Annotated in this window: 19 protein-coding genes, 1 tRNA gene and 1 pseudogene; 3 read left to right on the forward strand and 18 right to left on the reverse strand. The window is 46.8% G+C overall.

From position 1 onward, the window contains the following. Window positions 1-250: 250 nt before the first annotated feature. The 3 genes and pseudogenes from MHI48_RS24310 to MHI48_RS24320 form a co-directional block, all read right to left on the reverse strand. Window positions 251-1021 carry a trans-aconitate 2-methyltransferase gene (locus tag MHI48_RS24310; protein ID WP_047841196.1) on the reverse strand — a complete coding sequence of 257 codons (771 nt, stop codon included), beginning with the start codon at window positions 1019-1021 and terminating at the stop codon, window positions 251-253. Window positions 1022-1320: 299 nt separating this feature from the next. After that, window positions 1321-1795 (reverse strand): annotated as a pseudogene (tnpA, locus tag MHI48_RS24315) (IS200/IS605 family transposase). Between the two features lie 186 nt (window positions 1796-1981). Further along, window positions 1982-2055: transfer RNA gene (locus MHI48_RS24320), tRNA-Arg, on the reverse strand. A 292-nt stretch (window positions 2056-2347) separates the two neighbouring features. On the opposite strand from MHI48_RS24320, the gene MHI48_RS24325 reads away from it, so the two are divergent. Then, window positions 2348-2641: a DUF4870 domain-containing protein gene (locus tag MHI48_RS24325; protein WP_017692583.1), complete on the forward strand. Its 294-nt coding sequence runs from the start codon at window positions 2348-2350 to the stop codon at window positions 2639-2641. Between the two features lie 178 nt (window positions 2642-2819). Here MHI48_RS24325 and MHI48_RS24330 read toward each other — a convergent pair whose 3' ends face one another. Beyond that, window positions 2820-3176: a hypothetical protein gene (locus MHI48_RS24330; RefSeq protein WP_036605881.1), complete on the reverse strand. Its 357-nt coding sequence runs from the start codon at window positions 3174-3176 to the stop codon at window positions 2820-2822. Between the two features lie 31 nt (window positions 3177-3207). Next, entirely contained in the window at window positions 3208-3507 is a 300-nt protein-coding gene (locus MHI48_RS24335; RefSeq protein WP_017692581.1) for a hypothetical protein, read from the reverse strand. Window positions 3508-3699: 192 nt separating this feature from the next. Here MHI48_RS24335 and asnB point away from each other — a divergent pair, with 192 nt between their 5' ends. Continuing rightward, window positions 3700-5544 (forward strand): asparagine synthase (glutamine-hydrolyzing), encoded by a 1845-nt coding sequence (asnB, locus tag MHI48_RS24340; RefSeq protein WP_036673522.1) that lies wholly within the window; start codon window positions 3700-3702, stop codon window positions 5542-5544. A 147-nt stretch (window positions 5545-5691) separates the two neighbouring features. Here the strand turns inward: asnB and MHI48_RS24345 are convergent, their stop codons facing one another. From MHI48_RS24345 to MHI48_RS24385, 9 genes are all read right to left on the reverse strand, one after another. Continuing rightward, complete coding sequence (locus MHI48_RS24345) at window positions 5692-7389, reverse strand: methyl-accepting chemotaxis protein (protein WP_076329062.1); 1698 nt, start codon at window positions 7387-7389, stop codon at window positions 5692-5694. Between the two features lie 412 nt (window positions 7390-7801). Next, entirely contained in the window at window positions 7802-8662 is an 861-nt protein-coding gene (locus MHI48_RS24350) for an STM4011 family radical SAM protein (protein ID WP_405142043.1), read from the reverse strand. Then, complete coding sequence (locus MHI48_RS24355) at window positions 8659-10047, reverse strand: STM4012 family radical SAM protein (protein WP_076329060.1); 1389 nt, start codon at window positions 10045-10047, stop codon at window positions 8659-8661. Before MHI48_RS24355 ends, MHI48_RS24350 begins: the two co-directional genes overlap by 4 nt. A gap of 47 nt (window positions 10048-10094) precedes the next feature. Further along, window positions 10095-10880 (reverse strand): STM4013/SEN3800 family hydrolase, encoded by a 786-nt coding sequence (locus MHI48_RS24360; RefSeq protein ID WP_076329059.1) that lies wholly within the window; start codon window positions 10878-10880, stop codon window positions 10095-10097. Beyond that, on the reverse strand, window positions 10873-12138 hold the full coding sequence (locus MHI48_RS24365; RefSeq protein ID WP_405142046.1) for an STM4014 family protein: 1266 nt from the start codon (window positions 12136-12138) through the stop codon (window positions 10873-10875). Before MHI48_RS24365 ends, MHI48_RS24360 begins: the two co-directional genes overlap by 8 nt. Before the next feature lie 3 nt (window positions 12139-12141). Further along, the gene (locus MHI48_RS24370; protein WP_076329057.1) at window positions 12142-12984 is read right to left on the reverse strand and encodes an STM4015 family protein; all 843 of its coding nucleotides are present in this window, start codon (window positions 12982-12984) and stop codon (window positions 12142-12144) included. Window positions 12985-13328: 344 nt separating this feature from the next. Next, on the reverse strand, window positions 13329-13952 hold the full coding sequence (locus MHI48_RS24375) for an XTP/dITP diphosphatase (protein WP_017692573.1): 624 nt from the start codon (window positions 13950-13952) through the stop codon (window positions 13329-13331). A gap of 1 nt (window position 13953) precedes the next feature. Then, complete coding sequence (rph, locus tag MHI48_RS24380; protein ID WP_017692572.1) at window positions 13954-14709, reverse strand: ribonuclease PH; 756 nt, start codon at window positions 14707-14709, stop codon at window positions 13954-13956. A 301-nt stretch (window positions 14710-15010) separates the two neighbouring features. Further along, window positions 15011-16066: a GerMN domain-containing protein gene (locus tag MHI48_RS24385; protein WP_047841205.1), complete on the reverse strand. Its 1056-nt coding sequence runs from the start codon at window positions 16064-16066 to the stop codon at window positions 15011-15013. A gap of 272 nt (window positions 16067-16338) precedes the next feature. On the opposite strand from MHI48_RS24385, the gene MHI48_RS24390 reads away from it, so the two are divergent. After that, window positions 16339-16905 carry a phosphatidylglycerophosphatase A gene (locus tag MHI48_RS24390; protein WP_076329056.1) on the forward strand — a complete coding sequence of 189 codons (567 nt, stop codon included), beginning with the start codon at window positions 16339-16341 and terminating at the stop codon, window positions 16903-16905. Window positions 16906-17064: 159 nt separating this feature from the next. On the opposite strand, the gene MHI48_RS24395 is transcribed toward MHI48_RS24390, so the two are convergent. The 4 genes from MHI48_RS24395 to MHI48_RS24410 form a co-directional block, all read right to left on the reverse strand. Further along, a complete protein-coding gene (locus tag MHI48_RS24395) occupies window positions 17065-17718 on the reverse strand; it encodes a ferric reductase-like transmembrane domain-containing protein (RefSeq protein WP_053061408.1) in 654 nt (217 codons plus the stop codon). Window positions 17719-17754: 36 nt separating this feature from the next. Further along, the gene (locus tag MHI48_RS24400; RefSeq protein ID WP_076329055.1) at window positions 17755-18798 is read right to left on the reverse strand and encodes an FAD:protein FMN transferase; all 1044 of its coding nucleotides are present in this window, start codon (window positions 18796-18798) and stop codon (window positions 17755-17757) included. Continuing rightward, window positions 18795-19211 (reverse strand): hypothetical protein, encoded by a 417-nt coding sequence (locus MHI48_RS24405; protein ID WP_076329054.1) that lies wholly within the window; start codon window positions 19209-19211, stop codon window positions 18795-18797. The genes MHI48_RS24400 and MHI48_RS24405 overlap by 4 nt, the downstream gene beginning before the upstream one ends. Window positions 19212-19385: 174 nt before the next feature. Further along, entirely contained in the window at window positions 19386-20369 is a 984-nt protein-coding gene (locus tag MHI48_RS24410; protein ID WP_076329053.1) for an MBL fold metallo-hydrolase, read from the reverse strand. Window positions 20370-20381 lie beyond the last annotated feature (12 nt).

A 20381-nucleotide genomic window follows, 5' to 3' on the forward strand; every position in this document is an offset into this window, starting at 1 on the left:
TTTTCCTTCTAAATACTTACAAATATGATATAGAAATTACTTATATGGGTCTTGAGTATGATAAAAATATCCATTTGTAATTATTTGTCGTTTGAATATTTCATTTTTAAAATAATACATCAAAAAAAAGACCAAGAGCCTCTTTATCCGAAAGAGGCTCTTGGTGTATAGGGGAAGCGTGGTTAGTATACAAAGAATACCGGAATTCGTTTAACATCGATAAAATTGCTACATATCGCGAAATTTTACTTTATTCTGGCTTCACGGCTTCAATACGCAGGCGCTTGTAATCGGCATACATCGCATCATCTTTCCAAAGGTGAGACATCACGATCTGACTGGTTTCATGGCATATTTGTTGTATCTCTTCATGACTGAGACTCTCAAAATAGTCCCCTCCAAAATGAGCCAACCAGCCTACTATACCCTGCTCACCATCTGCTAGTCTCGTAGGACGGTCGTAGTGATAGGCCTGTCGCACCACAAATCCACGTTGCTCTAAAATATGGCTATATTCTCCGATCGAAGGAAAGTACCAAGGGTTGCGTTCCGATGCACGAATGCCCGTGTTTCGCTCCATAACCTGCTCTAATGCATTCACAATGGTCTGCACGTTCCCTTTACCACCGAACTCTGCGACAAAACGCCCTCCGGGCTTCAAAGATTTCCATATACTATCCACCACTAATCGCGGGCTTCGCATCCAGTGCAGGGCTGCATTGGAGAAGACGGCATCATACAGTCTATTCGTCTCAAACTGATGACCGTCTCCTTCCACGAACTCAAGTTCAGGGAATTTCTTCCTCGCACGGCGAATCATGTCCGTCGATGCATCCATACCAATAACTTCAGCTTCGGCCAGAGAAATTTCATGCGTCAAATCCCCCGTCCCGCAACCCAGATCAAGAATGTATTCCCCTTTTTGGGGTTGAAGCCAAGAGATCAGATTTTTGCCGTATCCGGACACAAAAGCCAGTTTGTTGTCATACTCATCTGCTTGCCATTGATTTAATGATTTCATGGATACCACCGTCGCTTTCGTTATTGATATCCTCATTGTGGCACAGAATTGTTTATTATTTAAATATATAAATTCTATATTGTTTATAGGTATAACCAATAAAAGCGCTAACGAAGCGGATGCTCCGACGAACCATTGGAGGGTTCTCTTCCCTTGAATCAGGACCACCCGTCCAACGGGTGGTTTGCTCTTGGGGTATAACCCCCTGTTGCCAAACTGCGCCTAAAGACGCTAGCCTGACAGCAGGGCTGTTCAGGCTCAGTGTTATTTGCCTCTTTCACTTACCAGTTAAACTGGTTTTACTTCTTTTTGCTTCGATTACTGCTGAATGGATCTTCGTATTCTTTTACACTCAGCTTATCTACCGCCTGATCATGTGCTTCTTGCTCACGAATATACTTTCTTACTGTTGCTTCATTTAAGCCTACTGTACTCACATAGGTACCCTTCTGCCCAAAACTTTCGATTGCCGTATTTATACTTGAGCTGGGCATGCTTCTCGAATATCATTAGTGAACTTTTTCCCTTTAGATATCCCATGAACGTGGAGACTGCCATTTTCGGTGGAATCGCTACCAACATGTGAACATGATCGGGCATCATGTGACCTTCTATAATTTCTACTCCCTTGTACTTACACAGACGTTTGAAAATTTCGATTAAATCTTTTCTCACTTGATTATAGATTTCTTTCCGTCTATACTTCGGGGTAAATACAATGTGGTATTTGCACATCCACTTTGTGTGAGCTAGGCTATAGCTCTTGTTTGCCATCTAAGACCATTCCTTTCTTTTGAGCCTGAACATCTCAATTTTATCGGAATGGTCTTGGTGGTCAAACCCTCGATCCCTCCACCCGCATAGCGGGTGGTTTTTTGTTTCGCGCGTTTCACGCACTCAACTGGCTAAAGCCATAACGAAAAAGAAGAAGCTTCCCGAAGGAAGCTTCTTCTTTTTTTACGTCCCAGGAGGGATTCGAACCCCCGACCGACGCCTTAGAAGGGCGTTGCTCTATCCAGCTGAGCTACTGAGACAAATATGTATAATAAATTTTCGGCGCGGTTCTTATTATACTCTGATTTCTATATTTTTCAATAGTTTTATAAAAAAATTAATAATTATACTTAAATGCGGGCTCAAACATGTACTTTTCGGTGTTATTCTCATACTCCAGCCCCTTTGAGAATATGATAGCTTGAACCAGGTTATATTGAGGAGATTGGGACATTTAGAGTAAGATTAACATCAGACATTTTCAATGTCAGAATTGCTGGGTAATCTTTTGCATACATACATTTCAATGATCCATTGAAGGAGAGAATCGTCATGAGACAGCTTTTATCAGCCCTATCCTATTTCAGTATTTTCTTTGCCCCGTTCCTGTTTCCGATCATTATATGGATTGTTGCCAAGGATGATTACATTGAGGGACATGCAAAACGCGCCTTATTCTCACATGTATTCCCCTTTCTCGCTGCCATTCCGTTATTTTATTTCTTCGTGACTGCGCATAGTCTGGGTTCCGCCGTTGGGTTTGTCATTCTATTCTTTGTGATTTACGGATTAAGCTTTGTGTACAATGTGGTTAAAGGGATTCAAGTGCTGCGCGAGTATGCTTGATCACATCTCCACCTGATCTGACCATCGCATAACAAAACCCGCCGTTCAACAACGGCGGGTTTTTCCAGTTACAGATACAGTCAGAGCAACCAGCAACAGCAACAGGTCACATCTACATATAGCTCAACATCGAACTCTATCCCACTATCCGCCACATGTGTTGCTGGAGCGTTACCTGTTAAGCCTGCCCGATCAGATAACGCTGAAGTGTTGGACCAAGCAAACCAAAGGAAAACAACTCACTTTGAAACCGAGCTTTATCTTCTTCTACTGTCATACCTTCGCTGTTCTCAAATGCGGTATCTGTCGCCTCTTCAAACGCAGTATGCATATTATTGTTATACCAGTCGATCGCCGAATCGGAGTGATTGCGTACAATTCGAACAACTTCCAGCGAATTTCCGGGCTGTGTTGAGGCCACGTATACAAGTAACGACGGATCTCCGGCATTTCCAGGCTGCACTTCAACCTCTGCACAAGACAATCCATCCACCTCGGTTAATCTGCGTATTTTGGCATCTTGAATGGCATACATTCGTCATCGCGCTCCTTTTCCTTTGTGCTTATCATGTACTTTGTTCAATCTGGTATCGTGTCTCTGGTGTGCCCAATCGGTAAATCTCTCGATACACCTGTTGTAATACCGTTTCATAAGCTCGGTTTACGGACTCCTCCGGTGTATCTGGCCATGGGAATACCATGCCAGGAAAGGCCTCTTCCTCCTTTTCCTGCATGAGGCTCAGCAGTCCCAGTAATTGCTCCGCTTCCTGCGGCGTTGCCTGAATGATCCATTCATATGATGTTACCGACGGATCCGGAATAACGGAGCGGCCCATGACAGACACATAATACTTCATACTGTCCATTGCATGTTCTCTCCTTCACAGGCATGTTGAGGCCGTTGTCCCTAGAACTAGTTTCCGAAGAGGACAGACATTTTATGCCTGCTTTCGGCATATATTTGTTACGACCTCTGACGAAAAGACAACATTTGCTGGTTGCCAGTAACTAAGCAGCCATACGGATGAATGACTCGACCAAGAAAGGATGAACAAACCATGTGCGGTATTACCGGCTTCATACAGTGGAATCGGGATTTGACCCAGGAATCAGAGCTGCTGGTCCGTATGACGGATAGCTTGTCGAACCGGGGGCCCGACGCTTCAGGTACATGGATCTCCAATCCTTGTGCCTTTGGACATCGGCGTCTTAGTGTAATGGACCCCGAGAACGGCGCACAACCCATGCATGCGTTACAGGGAGATACCTCCTATACCGTCGTGTATAACGGAGAACTATACAATGCACCCGAGTTGAAAAAGGAATTGCTCCAGCGGGGGCATCAGTTCCGCACGCAATGTGATACGGAAGTGTTGCTCGCCTCTTATATTGAGTGGGGACCGGCATGTGTTGACCGGTTTAACGGTATTTTTGCTTTTGCCATATGGGATGGGGGACGCGAACAGGTTTTTATCGCAAGAGATCGCCTTGGCGTGAAACCTCTGTTCTACAGTAATAACAAAGACACTCTCGTATTTGGTTCAGAGCCCAAAGCTCTGCTTATTCACCCTGATGTGGAAGCCGCTGTTGGCCCGGAAGGATTGGCCGAAGTTTTTATCGTAGGGCCTGCACGGACACCAGGACACGGCGTATACTCTTCACTAAGCGAACTCAAGCCTGCGCACGCGCTGATCTATAACCGAAACGGTATCCGAACCTATGCCTACTGGAAACTGGAAAGCCAGAACCACGAACATAACCTGGAAGAGACGGCAGCAGAGGTACGCTCTCTCTTGCAAGATACACTGGAGCGCCAGTTGGCTTCGGATGTTCCAGTATGCTCTCTTTTATCAGGAGGACTGGACTCCAGTGCCTTGTCTGCATTAGCCGTTGATTATTACAAGCGAACCGGGCAAGGCCAAATCAGTACGTATTCTGTCGATTATGTGGATAACGCCAAGCATTTCCAGGCGCATTCCTTTCAGCCGGGTGCAGATGGACCCTGGATTAAGCGTATGGTGGATGAACTCAAGACCGACCATCACTGGATTGAGATTGAGAACGGAGAACTGATTCATGCACTGACACAGGCCATGTTAGTCAGGGATCTGCCAGGTATGGCAGATGTAGACTCCTCGCTCTATTTGTTCTGTAAAGAAATCAAAAAAGGGGCCACCGTTGCCATTTCAGGCGAAGCAGCGGATGAAGTGTTTGGCGGTTACCCCTGGTTCCATCGAGAAGATATGCTGAACTCCGGTACGTTTCCGTGGTCTGTAGCACCTGATATGCGAGCAGCGTTGTTATCCCCGGATATTCGGGAATGGATTCGGCCACTCGATTATTTGGCAGACCGCTATTCGGATGCAGTGGCTGAAGTGCCTCTGTTGGATGGGGAAACAGGTAAAGCTGCACAAATGCGGGTGATGTCCTACCTGAATATTACACGTTTCATGCCTACACTTCTGGATCGCAAAGACCGGATGAGCATGGGGGCAGGACTGGAAGTGCGGGTACCTTACTGTGACCATCGTCTGATCCAGTATGTGTTTAACATCCCTTGGGAAATGAAAATAACGGGCGGACGGGAAAAAGGTATTCTGCGTAAAGCACTCGAAGGTGTCCTGCCTGACGATGTGTTATATCGCAAAAAGAGTCCGTATCCGAAAACACATAATCCGCAATATCTTGCCGCGGTCAAACAGCAGGTACTTGATATCCTGGATGATCCCACTTCGCCGATTTTGCCTTTGATCGACAAAACTCAGATCCGCAATCTTGCGTCTTCACCAGATGCAGCTTCCAATCTTCCCTGGTTCGGACAGTTAATGTCTGGGCCACAGTTATTTGCATATCTGACTCAGATCAATACCTGGTTGCGGACATATAAAGTCGCTATTCGTTAAGATCATGTTATGCATTGATTCAACATGATGAATTATTTAAGGGTGCCCAAACAGTAACTACTGTGTTTGGACACCCTTTTATTACTTTTTTATAAGAATCTCTGTACGGATGCGCTCGTTCTTCATCCACATTCCACTCAGTTCAATTTATTGCACTTTGAAACGACTGACGGTCTGTTGCAACTGTTCTGCCATCAAGGAGAGATCATTGGCTGCGGAAGCAATCTCCTGCATCGCAGACAACTGCTCCTCAGAAGATGCACTCACTTCTTCTGTTCCGGCGGCCCCCGTTTCGGTCACTTCCATGATTGTTTTCATAGACCTATTAATCTGTTCTACCCCTGTTGACATTTGCTCAATTGAAGCAGAGACTTCCTGTGTTTGCCCCGCTACGCCCCCAACCGCCTCACGAATTTCATCAAATGTGGCTCCCGCCTGGTGAACAAGTGTAATCCCCTCTTGAACCTCTGCGGATACAACCACCATAGATTCAGCAGCATTTCGCATTCCCTTCTCAATCGATGCCACCAATGGAACAATTTGATTAGCAGAAAGCGCAGACTGCTCAGACAGCTTCCGAACCTCTGTAGCAACAACCTGAAACCCTCTTCCCTGTTCGCCAGCTCGTGCAGCCTCAATAGCAGCATTAAGGGATAGGAGATTCGTCTGTGCTGATATTTCCGAGATGCTGTCCACCATTTTCACAATATCCTGAGAGTGTCTGCTCAGTTCCTGGATCACGACCGACAGATTCGACACCGTCCCTTGTATAGAATTCATTTGACCTATCGCAGACTGAACTGACTCGCTACCCGATATTGTTTTTACGGAGACTTTGGTAGCTTCTTCAGACATATGGAGTGTGTTCTCCGTAACTTGTTGAAAGCCTGTCGTTAACTCATTCATCGTCTGGAATCCATCACTCGCCATTCGAACCTGTGTATCCATACCTGTTGCAATCTCACCCATTGTGATGGCCACTTGCTCCGTGGCGGTTGCTGTCTGTTCGGTGCTTGCCGTCAACTCCTCTGAAGAGGCAGCTACCCGTTCTGCACTGTCTCCTACCTGATGAATGAGTGTACGCAAATTGGCAGACATGATGTTAAAGGCTTGGGCGAGATCACCAATCTCATCCTTGTTACGGACCACAATAGGCTCACCAGTCAGATCTCCGTCTGCAATCCGGCTCGCGGATTGGGCAATAGCAGCAACAGGCAAGGATATCATTCTGCCAATGACATACGCCACAAGTGCCCCGATTAGAAGAGAAACCACTCCAATAATTGCAATCCACCTAAGGACCTGCACAATCTGAAGATTAGCCTCCACAACGCCTGAGTTCATGGCATCTTGTTGATGCGTTTCCATACCTTCCACAATGCCTTCAAATTCAGAGATCAGACTTGGGGCTGTATCCTTCAGTAATCTTGAGATTTCACTGTTATTCCCCTGTCTTGTCAATGTCATAATCTGCTGCGCAAGTTCATAATATTGGCTCATCGCTTCATCCGATCGTGAAAGGTAATCTTTCATCTTTGAACTTGAAACTGATGATTTTAATTCTTCATTTAATGCTATGTAATCTTCATAAGCTTTATTAAATGCCTGTTCGTTCTCCGCACTGTCTTCCAGAATATAATTTCTCAAAGCAATCTGCTGTGATTTAAGATCAATCGACATATTTTTAATGAGTAATAGTTTGCTTGTTCTATCATTAATTAATTCTGTATACGTTTTCTCAACGGCTATAAACTGCGTATATGTTATAACCGTTATAGCCACCAATAATAACAGCACAGATGAGAAACCCATAAGTAATTTACGGCTAATTGAGATTTTTTTCATGTGTACTCCCCCGAAAGTTCAGATAACGTGCATGATACTTCCTACATCCACCCTCCTTTCAATTAAATTGAGACTTTAGACCCAATTAAAAATATAATTCGCGATTATATGTACAAATACTATTCATAACAGGGTCTTTTTTCCTATTCATACTAACCCATAAAATATAAAATTTGAATCATAAACTTAAAAATATTATTTTTCAAAATTGTCAAGGCCCTTTTAATAAAGAACACAAACACTAACTCTAGTCCGGTAAAACAAAAAAAACACCTTCCAGAAGGCAAGTCCAAACCAAAGGTCTGATCCTGCCTATACTAAAAGATGCGTTTGAAGTTACGCTGATATGTGGTTTAGAAACGGATAAACCTATTCCAGCTCCCCAGTGGAATAGCTAAATATGAAATGCCGGTCAACGAATCAATACCGGATTACGTTCAAGCAGCCCGCTGCCAAACGTTTCCCTGAACGGGGAATCCTCCATATGGATATAACCGATGTAACAGCCACATTTTTTCATGCGACAGGGCCGATCCTCAGACAAAGCCTGCAAACCATCGCGATATAGATGTCCAATGATTCGTCGATCCTTGTAACATCTCTTCACATGCCCGGACCCCTGTATATAAAATACTTCCGAACCGGCAGCACATCGTTTGCCCAAGCTCTCATAATCCTGCAGATTACCTTCAAAAAGCGGATCAAGCCCACGTAAAAACTGAATCTCTTCCGGCGTGTAATACTTGGGCCGATCTTTGAAGGAATTAACCCACATATACACATCATCCGGCAAAGCCTGTCTCATGGACTCAATTGCGGGGAAAGCACTACGGAGTCCGACAGTACCGACACTAAAAGCAAGTCCCATCTGACGCAAGGTCAGACATTGTTTAACAAAAGAAGCCTCTTTTGTCTCACGAGGATGATACGTCGCCCAAAAGGCTGCTTTGCTCGCATCCAACTCCCTCGCCCAATCCAGTTTGACGGACAGGTTCGTTTGAATTGCAACTTTATCCACATGTGGCATATGTGACAGCTCAACCATCGCTTCCCGGTACCACCGACGCACCAAAGCTTCACCATAGGGATTGAAGAAAATCGAAAATTGATGCCCAGCACTCTCTTGCTCCCTGACCCAAATCACAAATTGACGCAATTGTTGTTCATCCACTTCCAACGTCTCTTTGGAATCCACGGTTTTGCTAAAAGGGCAGTATGGACAGTCGTAATTACAGGAAGACAACTTCCCCCGATAATACAAAGTCGCTCTCATGAGAAAACAAACCCTTCCATCTGTTCACGAATTTCGGCAGATATAAGCCAATCTCCAATCGCATCGGAGTAACCTAGTCCTTCTTCTGTCAGACGCAGCACCTGCTTGTCCTCATCACTCTCCAACTCCGCCATGCCCTCTCTCAACACTTCAGCCAACCAGACATAGTCGGACATCACATCGGTACCAAAGCGCTGTTGGTAGTCAGACAACGTCAATCCCTCCCGATGCAGCAAGGCTTTCAGAATAAAGCGACGTCTCTGTTCCTCACGGCTTAACACGATGCCATAATCCGCCACATCGTAGCGCTCGGTCGCTACATAATCGGCAATGATGCTTTGTGTGGCCTTGTAACTTACGCCGTACTTGGAAGCATAATGTACCTCACTCGTATAAGAGCGTGCGCCACATCCCAGACCAACCATACCCTCCTCCTGACAACTATAAGGCAGAAGCACTTTGGACGACGACTGTTCCTTGGCAAATCTGCGCATCGAATATTGCACATAACCTTTACTTTTTAAAGTCTCACGTGCAGCTTTATACAGTTCCATCCGAATATCAGGTCCCTGACGGCGAATGTCATCAGGCTTCACGATTGTATTTTCCCGTGTATACAAGGGATAGATAAAGATTTCGCCCGGTTCGTAGGCCAGAACTCTTTCCAATGAATATATCCACGATTCCACCGTTTGACCCGGCAAACCATAGATCAGATCCAGATTTAACAATGGGAAATCATACCGAGTAAGCTTCTCAAGCGCTCGTTCAACTTCCTTCGGTTTTTGTGGACGATAGATGGCAGATGCTTCAGCTTCAATAAAACTCTGGATACCCATACTGACACGATCCACACTTCGTTCCTTCATGATGGCCAGCTTGGCTTCCGTAACGGTATCCGGCGACGTTTCCACCGAAATCGATGCTTGCGCAGGGTCCAGCCCCATCACATGTTCAGCAATATCAAACAGACGATTCAACTGAACCTCATTTAATAATGTAGGCGTTCCCCCACCAATCGCGAACCGCGAATACGGTCTTCGAGATGTAATAGGTGCCCACTGCTTCGCCTGACGTTCCAGCGCATCTACATAGCGTTCATGCGTATCTTCCCGTCGATCCGGCAGTGTGAACAGATTACAGAATCCGCAACGAGCAGCACAAAAGGGAATATGCATATATAAAAAATACGTATCGGTATTCTCTCGTTCCCACAGTGGCCCTAACGGCAGTGGTGGGTCAAGCTCCCGATAGGCGGTCTTGTGTGGGTACGAGTATAAGTAAGAACGATAAGGGAATGCCAGTACTTCACTGAGACTTGTAGCTTTATCGGATCCGGACTGTGTGGAATGGCCTGTTGTTGTATGTTGTATATGTTTCTCCATCGGTTTCCTCCTGTCTCCGGTTGTTGTCCTCATAAGATCAATACATTCTATACTAAAAATTCACGGTAAGGCACCGTCCACACCACATCATGTGCGAGCCGGTGTCCTTGATACCCGTCTTCACCGTAAGCTGTACCATGATCGGAAAAAGCCAGGCAATACGCAGGCCGGGCGCGTTTTCGCATCGCCTCGAACAATGGTCCAAGAGCCTCATCTACATATCGAAGTGCAGCTCGCTGAGTCTCCACCGAGTCTTCCTTGGCTCCTTCTACAAAGTAACGATTCGGACCATGAATGGCAGACACGTTCAAAAACATAAATATCTTTTCATCCGGCGCTGTCTGTTCAAGCAACTTTAATGCATGCTGTACCTGATGCTCTGTTGATTTGGGGTTGGTTACCCCAAAGTTCATTCGCCAGTAGCTCTGTTGGAAATAGCCGGGCAATACTTTTGCAAGCGGGTTTTTTTTCGTAAAAAAGATGACGCCGCCAATACAGATGGTACGGTAACCTTCAGCTGCGAACCCGGATACGATATCCGGTGTATCAAACAGCCAGGTGTGCGGATGTGTTTTGAGCCCAGTATTTCGGGAATGAAATAGCCTTACATGAGATGCCTTATCCGTATTAGCAGGAGTCGGCAGAAAACCACCAAAAAAAGCATGGTGCGCCGCATATGTAAAACTGCCTGGGGTATGACGCTTCTCCCACGGACCCGAACCACACAGATTAGGACAATTCTCCTCTTCCAGCTTGGCTACGTCATAGCGTAACGTATCCAGCGTAATCATTAACAGATCATGGGAGCCCACAATGGTGTTCATATCAGGCATGTTGAATAGGCTCCTTTCGTAAAAGTTCCATTTCCCACTCATAGGTTCCGAGGCCATGATGCTCGACCCTGTATAACAGATCTCCAAATGGATTCACATCCAGCACATAGGCACGCGGATTCGAACCACTAGTAAGCATCACATCAATCCCGGCTGACCACGAGTTGGGAAATGCGGACATGGCTGCTTGCGCTGCCAACCGTACCAGCGACATCCGCTGTTCATCCAGGCCTGCTTCAGCAGGCAGCATACGCTCATTGCGCAGATGCAGATTGGTAATCGGGGTACGGCTCAGCCGCATAATCGCGTGACCTGCCTGTCCACCTGCAACCAGTTGGCGGATATCATAGGCCCGCTGATCAAGCGTGGCTTTTGGCATCCATCGTTCAATCTGTGCACCTTCTGCACATAACCAGTTCACCAGCGTAGCAATCTCTTCACTGCGGGTATACTTGCGTAGACGTCCTTCATTGAAGAAAATCGTCTTGCCCTGTCTTTGTTCCATCCCCATCGTTGTTACAGCGATTTCATCACCCGTTCGAGGATTGACTTGATAGGCAACAACTCCTGAAGCCCCAGAGCCGTACGCAAGCTTCACAAACACACGATGCATCTCGGCAGCCTTCATTGAGCTACGCAGGTCCATATAATTGCGGATTGGCTGCGAAGATGGAAGCGCCGGAGGTACATCAACTCCATGTGAAGATAGATGCTGCTGACATGTTCTCTTGTCAAACATCAATTGGATATCGGCGGGATCATTCATGAATCGGACTTCAGGCCATATTTCCCGAGACTCACGGCCGATTCGATCCAAACATGCTTTCCAGCCACGAAACCACTGGGCGGGAGCGTATATTCTTCCCCACTCCTGTTCCAGCGCAAGTGCCTGTTCTGCGGAAAATGCTTCTGTACCCATTCCACCCGTTAATGTTGACGTATCGTTCATAGCCCCAAGGAACAGTAGTTCACGCTCCACTTCCCACTCCTCACCAGGAGCATCAATCCGAATCAGGGGTACAGGCAGATTGAAATCTACTGTATCAGCGATGGTTCGTCCGTGTCTCCAATTCTGGAGCAATTGAGCATATGGCAGTACAACCGCAGGTTTCAAACCCAATCTATGCCTAGCCTCTTGCAGCCCTTGTGTTCGTCGGTTATCAGGGTTTCCAATCAATAAAAAGGGCTGATCTTGTGTTAGATCATGCACATCTATTGGCTGGTGCAGTCTTTCATTCATTTCCTTTACACCTGACATCGACTATTCCGTTAACGATGGATAGCGCCAGTCATCCTCATCACTCTGTTGCTGGTCGCTAACATCTACAGATATACCCGATCGGTTCCAGCGACTGATCATTTCATTGGTCATGTAATGGTAACTTAGATCAAGATGTTTCAGTTTCTTGATCTTGTCACTGGCAAGCAACGCCTCAGCCCCTTCATCGGACAACGTTCCTTGCGATAGATCCAGTACTTCAAGTTGATCCAGAATAGGTGCTTCAGCTGCTGCTTTGGCAATCTCATCCTGAATTTCACTGTCTTTCAGACCCAAGTAAACCAGCTTTGGAAACAATCCTTTTTCTAGCAAAGGAAGCACATCTTCAAGTGATCCATTGAAACCATAATTATCCACACCCAGGTACAGTTCCAGCTTACGCAATTCAGGCAACTTGGCATGGGTGATTGAAGATAACACTTCTTTCGGGAGACCACCACAAATAATAATCAATTCTTCAAGCTTGGCATGCTGGAGTGGTTCCAGACTGAGGCCGCTACTGCCCATTACAGAGAATGATTTTAATTCTGGAAAGGCACCTAACAGTGGTGTGAGATTTGTCTGGATAATCCACGATACTTCACATTCTTCGAATCCCATATCTCCAATAAACAGTTTCTTCAATGACGGAAAGCTTGGAGCAGACTCGACAAGCGTACCTATGAACTCGTCAGGCGAATTTTCATAAGCCTGTCCCCAATCTCCGATGACCAGACTTTTCAATGAGCTAGCCTCCGGTTTAGCTGCCAGTTCCTTAATTAACTTTTCCATACGAATGCCGTCCTCATAATCATCGTAAGATACAACAAGCTTCACTTCTTGCATGAGTAGATCCCTCCGTTTAAGGTTCATATGTGATTCGTTAGTTTGAATGTTAACCCATACCACACAAGGCTTGCAACTTCTTCCAACTCCAGTCCCAATGAGATTCCCAATCGTGCAATGTAAACCATTTCTCATGTAGGTACAAGAACATACGTTCTGATATGTAGTCGCAGAAATAGCTATCTTCAATTAGGTATATGGATGGACCTTCACCAAACCCGATCAAACACTTCATTTCATAGAAAAAGCGTTAATGGCGGATGAAGCATCCCATCGGAATGCTTCTGTCCTTCCATTAACGCTTTGATGTTCACATATCATGAAGTTAAATGTTTCGTTTAGTCTCAGCCTTCAAGTCTGGATACAAGCGCTCTCAGCGCGTGACCACGGTGGCTAATCGCCTGTTTTTGCTCAAGCGTCAGCTCTGCCATCGTCATCTCGTATTCAGGTACATAGAAGAGTGGGTCATATCCAAAACCGCCAGCACCTGCAGCTTGAGCCGTAATCCAGCCTTCCGCAGTGCCTTCCGATTCATACTTATCACCTGTTGTCGGATCGTACAGGACCAGCGCACAAACGAAACGAGCCGGACTTAGTAGCGGCTGCTCGGTGTCCTCACCGGATTTCAACGATTCCAGCGTCTCCAGCAACTTCGCATTATTCTGTGCATCCGTTGCTCCTTCGCCTGCATACCTCGCTGAATATACTCCCGGCTCACCATCCAACAGGTCTACACATAAACCTGAATCATCTGCCAGAACGGGCAAACCAAGCGCATCACCAACCGCTTTGGCTTTCTTCCAGGCATTCTCCGCAAACGTTACGCCATCTTCTACGACATCCGGCAGCTCCGGATAGTCAAACATACTCTTAACCTCTTTGCCAAGTGGTGCGAAAGCATGAGCGAATTCACGGACTTTACCCGCATTGCGGGTTGCAACAATGAGGATTGGGCTGTCCAAACTCATCTTAGGCTTCCCCTAATCCACGCGCGCCGATCTTGAGCGCAATCGGTCCAAGCACTTCTTTTTGACGCTCGATCATCTCCAGAATTCCCTGTTCGCCCAGTTCCAACATGGCGTTCAGCTCACGGCGATCAAATGGTGCTTCCTCACCTGTTCCCTGAAGCTCGACGTATTTACCGCCACCTGTCATCACCAAGTTCATGTCCACCTTGGCTTTGGAATCTTCATCATAGTTCAGATCCAGTACAGGCTGTTCACCCACAACACCCACACTTACTGCGGCAATGAAATCCGTAATAGGGAACACTTGCAGTTTGTGCTGTTGGGAGATCTTGTTCACGGCAAGCGCCAGCGCTACAAACGCACCGGTTATGGACGTTGTGCGTGTGCCTCCGTCAGCTTGAATAACATCACAGTCCAAGGTAATCGTACGCTCACCAAGAGCCTGCAGATTAACTACCGAGCGCAGTGCCCGACCAATCAGACGCTGGATTTCCATGGTGCGTCCAGTTAATTTGCCACGATTGGCTTCACGTTGGTTCCGGGTATGTGTTGCACGTGGCAACATGGAATATTCAGCTGTTACCCAGCCTTTACCCTGCCCTTTCATAAAGGGAGGTACACGTTCCTCTACTGTAGCTGTACAGATCACCTTTGTATCTCCAACTTCAATCAGTACAGAGCCCTCGGCGTATTTATTCGTGTTCACTGTTAAATTCAGCGGGCGCAGCTGTTCGCTGGTTCGTCCGTTTGATCTCATATTTTCTGCCTCCTACGACTTAAGCATCCTGTAATGTTGAACTTATTCACACTTTTAGAGATTGTTCAAAAAGCTCGCTTTTGATTACGAAAAATGCCTTAAGGCATCATCAGCATCGAATATGGAATTCAGCCGAAATGTCCGTTGCTCACGTAGTTTGCCTACGCTCCGCTACTCCATTTCTAGCTTCATCCCATCTTCTCGGTACTGAAAACCGATCTTTTTGAACACGTATTTTTACTAATCCCTTATATTTTACCAAAGAGTTCGGTTAAAAGCATCCTTAAGCATTCCTTGGTCATTAAATCGGAATTTCGTTGATATATTCAGGCTTGGAAACCGGCGCACTGTAATCCCTGTTGTCGTCACCCATGACCGTTTTTTGGCCGTTCCACTCGATCTGTACTTTGGCATCCTTGCTGGCTGTGTTCTCCGCAGTGGTTAATACGACAGATTGTAACAGCTCGCTTGGCACGATATCCCCTTCGGCAAACATATCATCTTTCAAGGCAACCGTGACCGTGCCATCCTCTGCCGTTTTGACCGATTGCAGCTCCGTTCCGCCTGTCATGACCTCTTCCAGTTCTCCACCTTTGTCAGGTCCTTTGATGAGTTCGTTCAATGCTGCCTGCACCCGATCTTCACCAGGTGTAACCAGACGTGTCACCGGAACATAATATTGGATGCCTGCTGGTGAAGCAGCGGAGAAATAGACCGTGACCGGGCTACTATTCGTCACAAACGTATCACCCAGATCCAGATTGATTCCCACAGCCCGATTCAGCGGTTCAGGCAGCGGCGTGCTATTTACCGGCATTTGCGTTAACTTTTTGCCATCCACCCAGATCTGCACATTCTCCACATCAGGTGTTCCCGTCAATGTCCACGTGACAGCTTCTAGCATTTTCCTTTCTTCCTTTGCATCATACTTGGCAAAATTACCCGAGAACTCAACGACCGCCAGCTTGTCATCCGCGTGAATCGTTACATTCTGCACAACCGTTCCCTGCGGGAGAACGCCCTGGAATCCTTCAGGCAGCATACCCGCATAGGCCCCGCCTGTGACAAGTGTATCCAGAGCTGTCTTTGGACTGCTTGCGTCTGTTCCAGAAGGAAGTGTCAGGGATACCGGAGCGAGCAGCCCCTGCTGGTCTTGAAGATATACCGTCGTTAACGGGAGCATTGCGAGTGCTCCATTCCCTTCGGCCGCTTGAATCATAGCTGCTTCCTGGATGGGCGGTGGTGGATCAACAGCTTCGGAAGACTGTGCTCCAAACATGCCGCAGCCTGACAATACCATAGGAATACTCAGCAGCGCTGCTGCCGATACCGTACGCAAAGAATGGATCTTTCTCATGATCACGTTCCCCCTCATCATTTTTACAGTTTGTACTACCATGTATACGAGCCTTTGTCCAAAAAATAACTAAAAGATAATAAGAAAAATGTCTATCAACGCACTTTCACGGAAGGCAGACCGTTTTTAGCTGAAATTTTTCATGTGTTAATCGAATTGTTCAACTTCACTGAAACTTATAATTTTATTATCTTAAAGAAACGTAAACCAGGTTAATAACGTATTAGGAAGCAAGAGTAGGGACATTGCTAACTTCAGAGGAGGAATCGCCCATGGAACATCCTGAGCAAGAAAAAATCCCTTACAGCCTGAATAGCCACAAGGTGGCGGAGGCCACAAGGGAATGGCTGCATAAGCGGGGCGTCACGATCCCTGAGATCGCAGAGCTGGTCATGTTATTGCAACAAAAATATTATCCAGGTCTTACGATGGAAGAATGTATCGAAAATGTGGAGATGGTTCTCCGTAAACGTGAGGTACAGAATGCTGTTCTGACCGGGATTCAGCTTGATATTCTGGCAGAACAGGGGCAGCTCATATCTCCTTTGCAGGAGATGATTGAGAACGATGAAGGACTGTATGGCGTGGATGAGATTTTGGCATTCTCCATCGTCAATGTATATGGCAGCATTGGATTTACGAATTATGGTTATGTGGACAAGCTAAAACCAGGGGTGCTTGAACGACTGAATGACAAGAGCCTGGGCCCTGTCCACACGTTCTTCGATGATATTGTCGGTGCGATTGCATCAGCAGCGAGCAGTCGGATCGCCCATCGCAAACAATCCGAGCTTGAAGAAGCACTGGGAGAAAAACCTGTTAGTGATGACGCTGTATAATCCGTAACTCGTTTCATACCTGAAGCTATGTAGAACATTGGACTGTGTGTGGATGCTTCGTGAAATGACTGTTCAATAAAATAACTGTTCATGGAAAAAGCGGCCTGATGGCCGCTTTTTTGCATGTGTAACGATACATATTGGATAATCCACATTTTATTATTTCAGATGTTTAGGTCGTACCGTTCCCACCAAACCAAAACCTTCAACCCAATTCTGCTCGGAAGGTGAACCAGATGTTGCACGTTTCGGTCCAATCGTGATTTCCGGGCCTTTACGTTCTCTCAACATGCCACGCAAAACCGTGATACCGAGAATGCTGAGTCCGGTAAATACATATATCATCCGCATGATGATGTTGCCAGAATCCGTTCCGGTAACCATGCCGTGAACCAGCAGACCAATGAACACCGGATAGGACAACATGTGGAACATGAACCACCATTTACGGCCCAGCTTGTTCCGCAGATCACTGGATAACAGGACAATCACTAATCCGTAGAAGGCTAACGTTCCCAGACCACTGCCGATCGGATGTACGGAGGCGGTAAAAGGAATCAGAAGTTCTCCCCAGGTAAATGGGCTGTAATGATCAATATATAACGTTAATGCGTGCACGAGTCCAAGTCCGAAGGCGAGCCAGGTCGTTCGGGTATGCCATTTGAACATGGCTGCTTTTGGTTTGCCTTTGGCCATAGGCATCCCTTGCGCAATACCCAGAAACACACCGGCAAAGAGCAACACATAAGCAGCAATTCCACTAATTCGAATGATATTCCACGTTGGCAGGTAATCTACAATCCATTGTGCCATAACCGGCTCCCCCATATCTGTTAGACTTGTCCTCGTTTATAATAGACTGAAGCGATGATCCGGATCAAAACCGGGCCAGTGCTCAGCAAGCGTATCCGTATTCCCTCTAAAATAATTACTCCCATCCCGTGTCATCCACAGGACGTCATGCCGATCGTAATGTCGGTTTAACCAGCCCACCGCCTCGGCACTCCCCAGAATGCATACCGTCTTGGCAATGATCTCGCATTGCGAAGCATGCTGTCCCAGAACGGTACACTGCAATACGTCCGTATCTGCCGGCTCCATCGTCCGGGGGTCAATGAGGTGGTGTGCAAAGCTTCCATCCGTATTCTGCCATTGTCTGCGGGAAATACCCGAAGTGGCAACAGCTCCTCGCTGTAAACGGATCGCTCCCGACATAGCACCCTGATTCTGCAAAGGATCTGCTACTTGCAAGGTCCATTGGGAATGGTCTGGTGAACCCCATACTTGAATATCTCCACCCGCGTTAATCAAACCCGCTGGAATATGCAATGTTCGCTGCAACCAGTCTGCGATACGCTCTACTGCCCAGCCCTTAACAATGCCTCCTAAGTCCAACTCAGCTCCGGGGTCCAGATGAACCATCCGGCTACCTTCCCGCTGAATCCAGCTCGGACGGCTGTCGTCATATCGATCTTCCATCCAGCCTGATGATTCAGGTGTTCTCGTTCGCAATACACGTTCAATTAATGGACGTTTCAATTGTCGTTGCTGCACCTTCTCGAAGCTTAGATCATATCCCGAAGCCTGAAGAGCCTGCGAGATACCCGGTTGAAAAATCCCTTCGGTCAGGCCAATATATCCATAGGCCAAACTCAAAACTTCATCCATCGCAGCGGAGATGGGCATCCATCCGGTTGAAGCATTCAAACGATTCAGTTCACTGTCTGCAACAAATCGGCTGAAGCGCTGCTCCTGCGTCTCAAACCAATTCTTCACCACGGTTGCTGCATGTTCAGCTTCTTCCCGCCCAGCGGACAGTTGCACTTCAACATCCGTGTTCATCGCACGGAATTGAAATCGGAGCGGACGAGCAACTTGCTCCGTGCGGCTCATGATGCACCTGTACGTGACTGATAGTTGCCACTGCTGTATCCGGAGTCTGTACCCTGGTTATTTTGCCCGATACGCTGAGAATCTGAATAATTCCCCTCGTTACTCGTGCTCTGATCTGGCCGAGCTGCTTGTGTGCTATCGGATGTTCCATTATATTGACTATCATTATTGTCATTGTCCTGCGTGTTCCAGTTGTTGCTGTCCGTTGTACTGTTGATCCATTCATCCATCACATCATCATGCGTATCCACTTGGCTTGAAGCAGTAACGCTTGTATCTGTGCCATTTGCTGTTGCATAGGCCACATCAAAGGCATCCGAAGTTCTTACATATTGAAAAAGTGCAGCCACAGTCAACGTTGCTGCCGCTGAAGCTTGCCATTTTCTCCATTGATTCCGTTTTCTTCTGGTCATCGCTCTTCCCTGCTTTCTTTAGCGAAGTTCATAGATGTATCATAGGCGCGCTGGCTTAAAAATAGATGAATGAACCGTTAAGAGAGGCTAAAAAGGCCCAGAACAGGTGAATTTCCTGTCCCGAGCCTCTATATAAGATCGTATTATCATTCCATATCGATATCATCATTCCGTTTAGATTTGAAAATAGAACGTCCCATCCGGTTGCTGCTCTTGCTTCACTAGTTCGCGTCGAATTAACTCCTGCAAATGGGCTAACGTCTCACTCATGGCAAACCGCAGTTGATGGGTACCCAGCCGATTGCCAAACATGTGCACACAGATGTCATAAGCATTCGCCGGTGACTCCTGAATTCGTTCCGTCATCTTCTGAAGACGTTCCTCGTGATGAGCCAGCAATTGAACTGTCCGTTCGGTGAACTGGGCAAAAGGATTCCGATGCCCTGGATACGCCTGTTTGACATTCAGCTCCCCGAGACGTTGCAATCCTTCCATATAAGATAATAATGGCTGAGGGTCACTGCCGGGTTGCAGACTAATATTCGGTGAAATCTGTGGCAAAACTGCATCTCCGCACAGAATCTCCATGGACTCCGGCGCATAAAAGGATAAATGGCCTGGGGCATGTCCACCCGTCTCCACAGCAACCCAACGTTTCCCGCCCATATTAAGCCACTCGCCATCTTCAATGGGTGTCACCTTCGGAAGTGGTGTGATCTGCGAAGTAAATGCCTTCATATGTTCATGTATCTGCTCAGTATTGTCTTCCGGCATACCATGACGACCATAATAATCAGGTAATATTGTATTGATGCGTGAATCAGATCCCCACATATAATCGGCCTCTTGGCGGGAGCGTGTGGACATTCGAACGGGTGCCCCCGTCATCTGTTGCATCCAACCCGACAACCCAAGATGATCGGGGTGATGGTGGGTGAGTACAATTTGACGAATATCGCTAAAGGTCAGGCCGAGATCTGCCAGCGCTTCACTCCACTCCTGTTCTGTTTCCGAATTACGCGGTCCCGGATCTATAATAGTTATCTTCCCATCCGATTCTGATAAGACATAACTGTTCACCCATCGTAAGGGAAACGTCATGCTGATCTTGACCCGGTGTATGCCCTCTGTCATGGACATCTCTTCTGTGCGCTTCATGTTATCCCCCTT

It is taken from the genome of Paenibacillus sp. FSL H7-0942, assembly GCF_045040715.1.
GTDB lineage: Bacteria > Bacillota > Bacilli > Paenibacillales > Paenibacillaceae > Paenibacillus > Paenibacillus amylolyticus.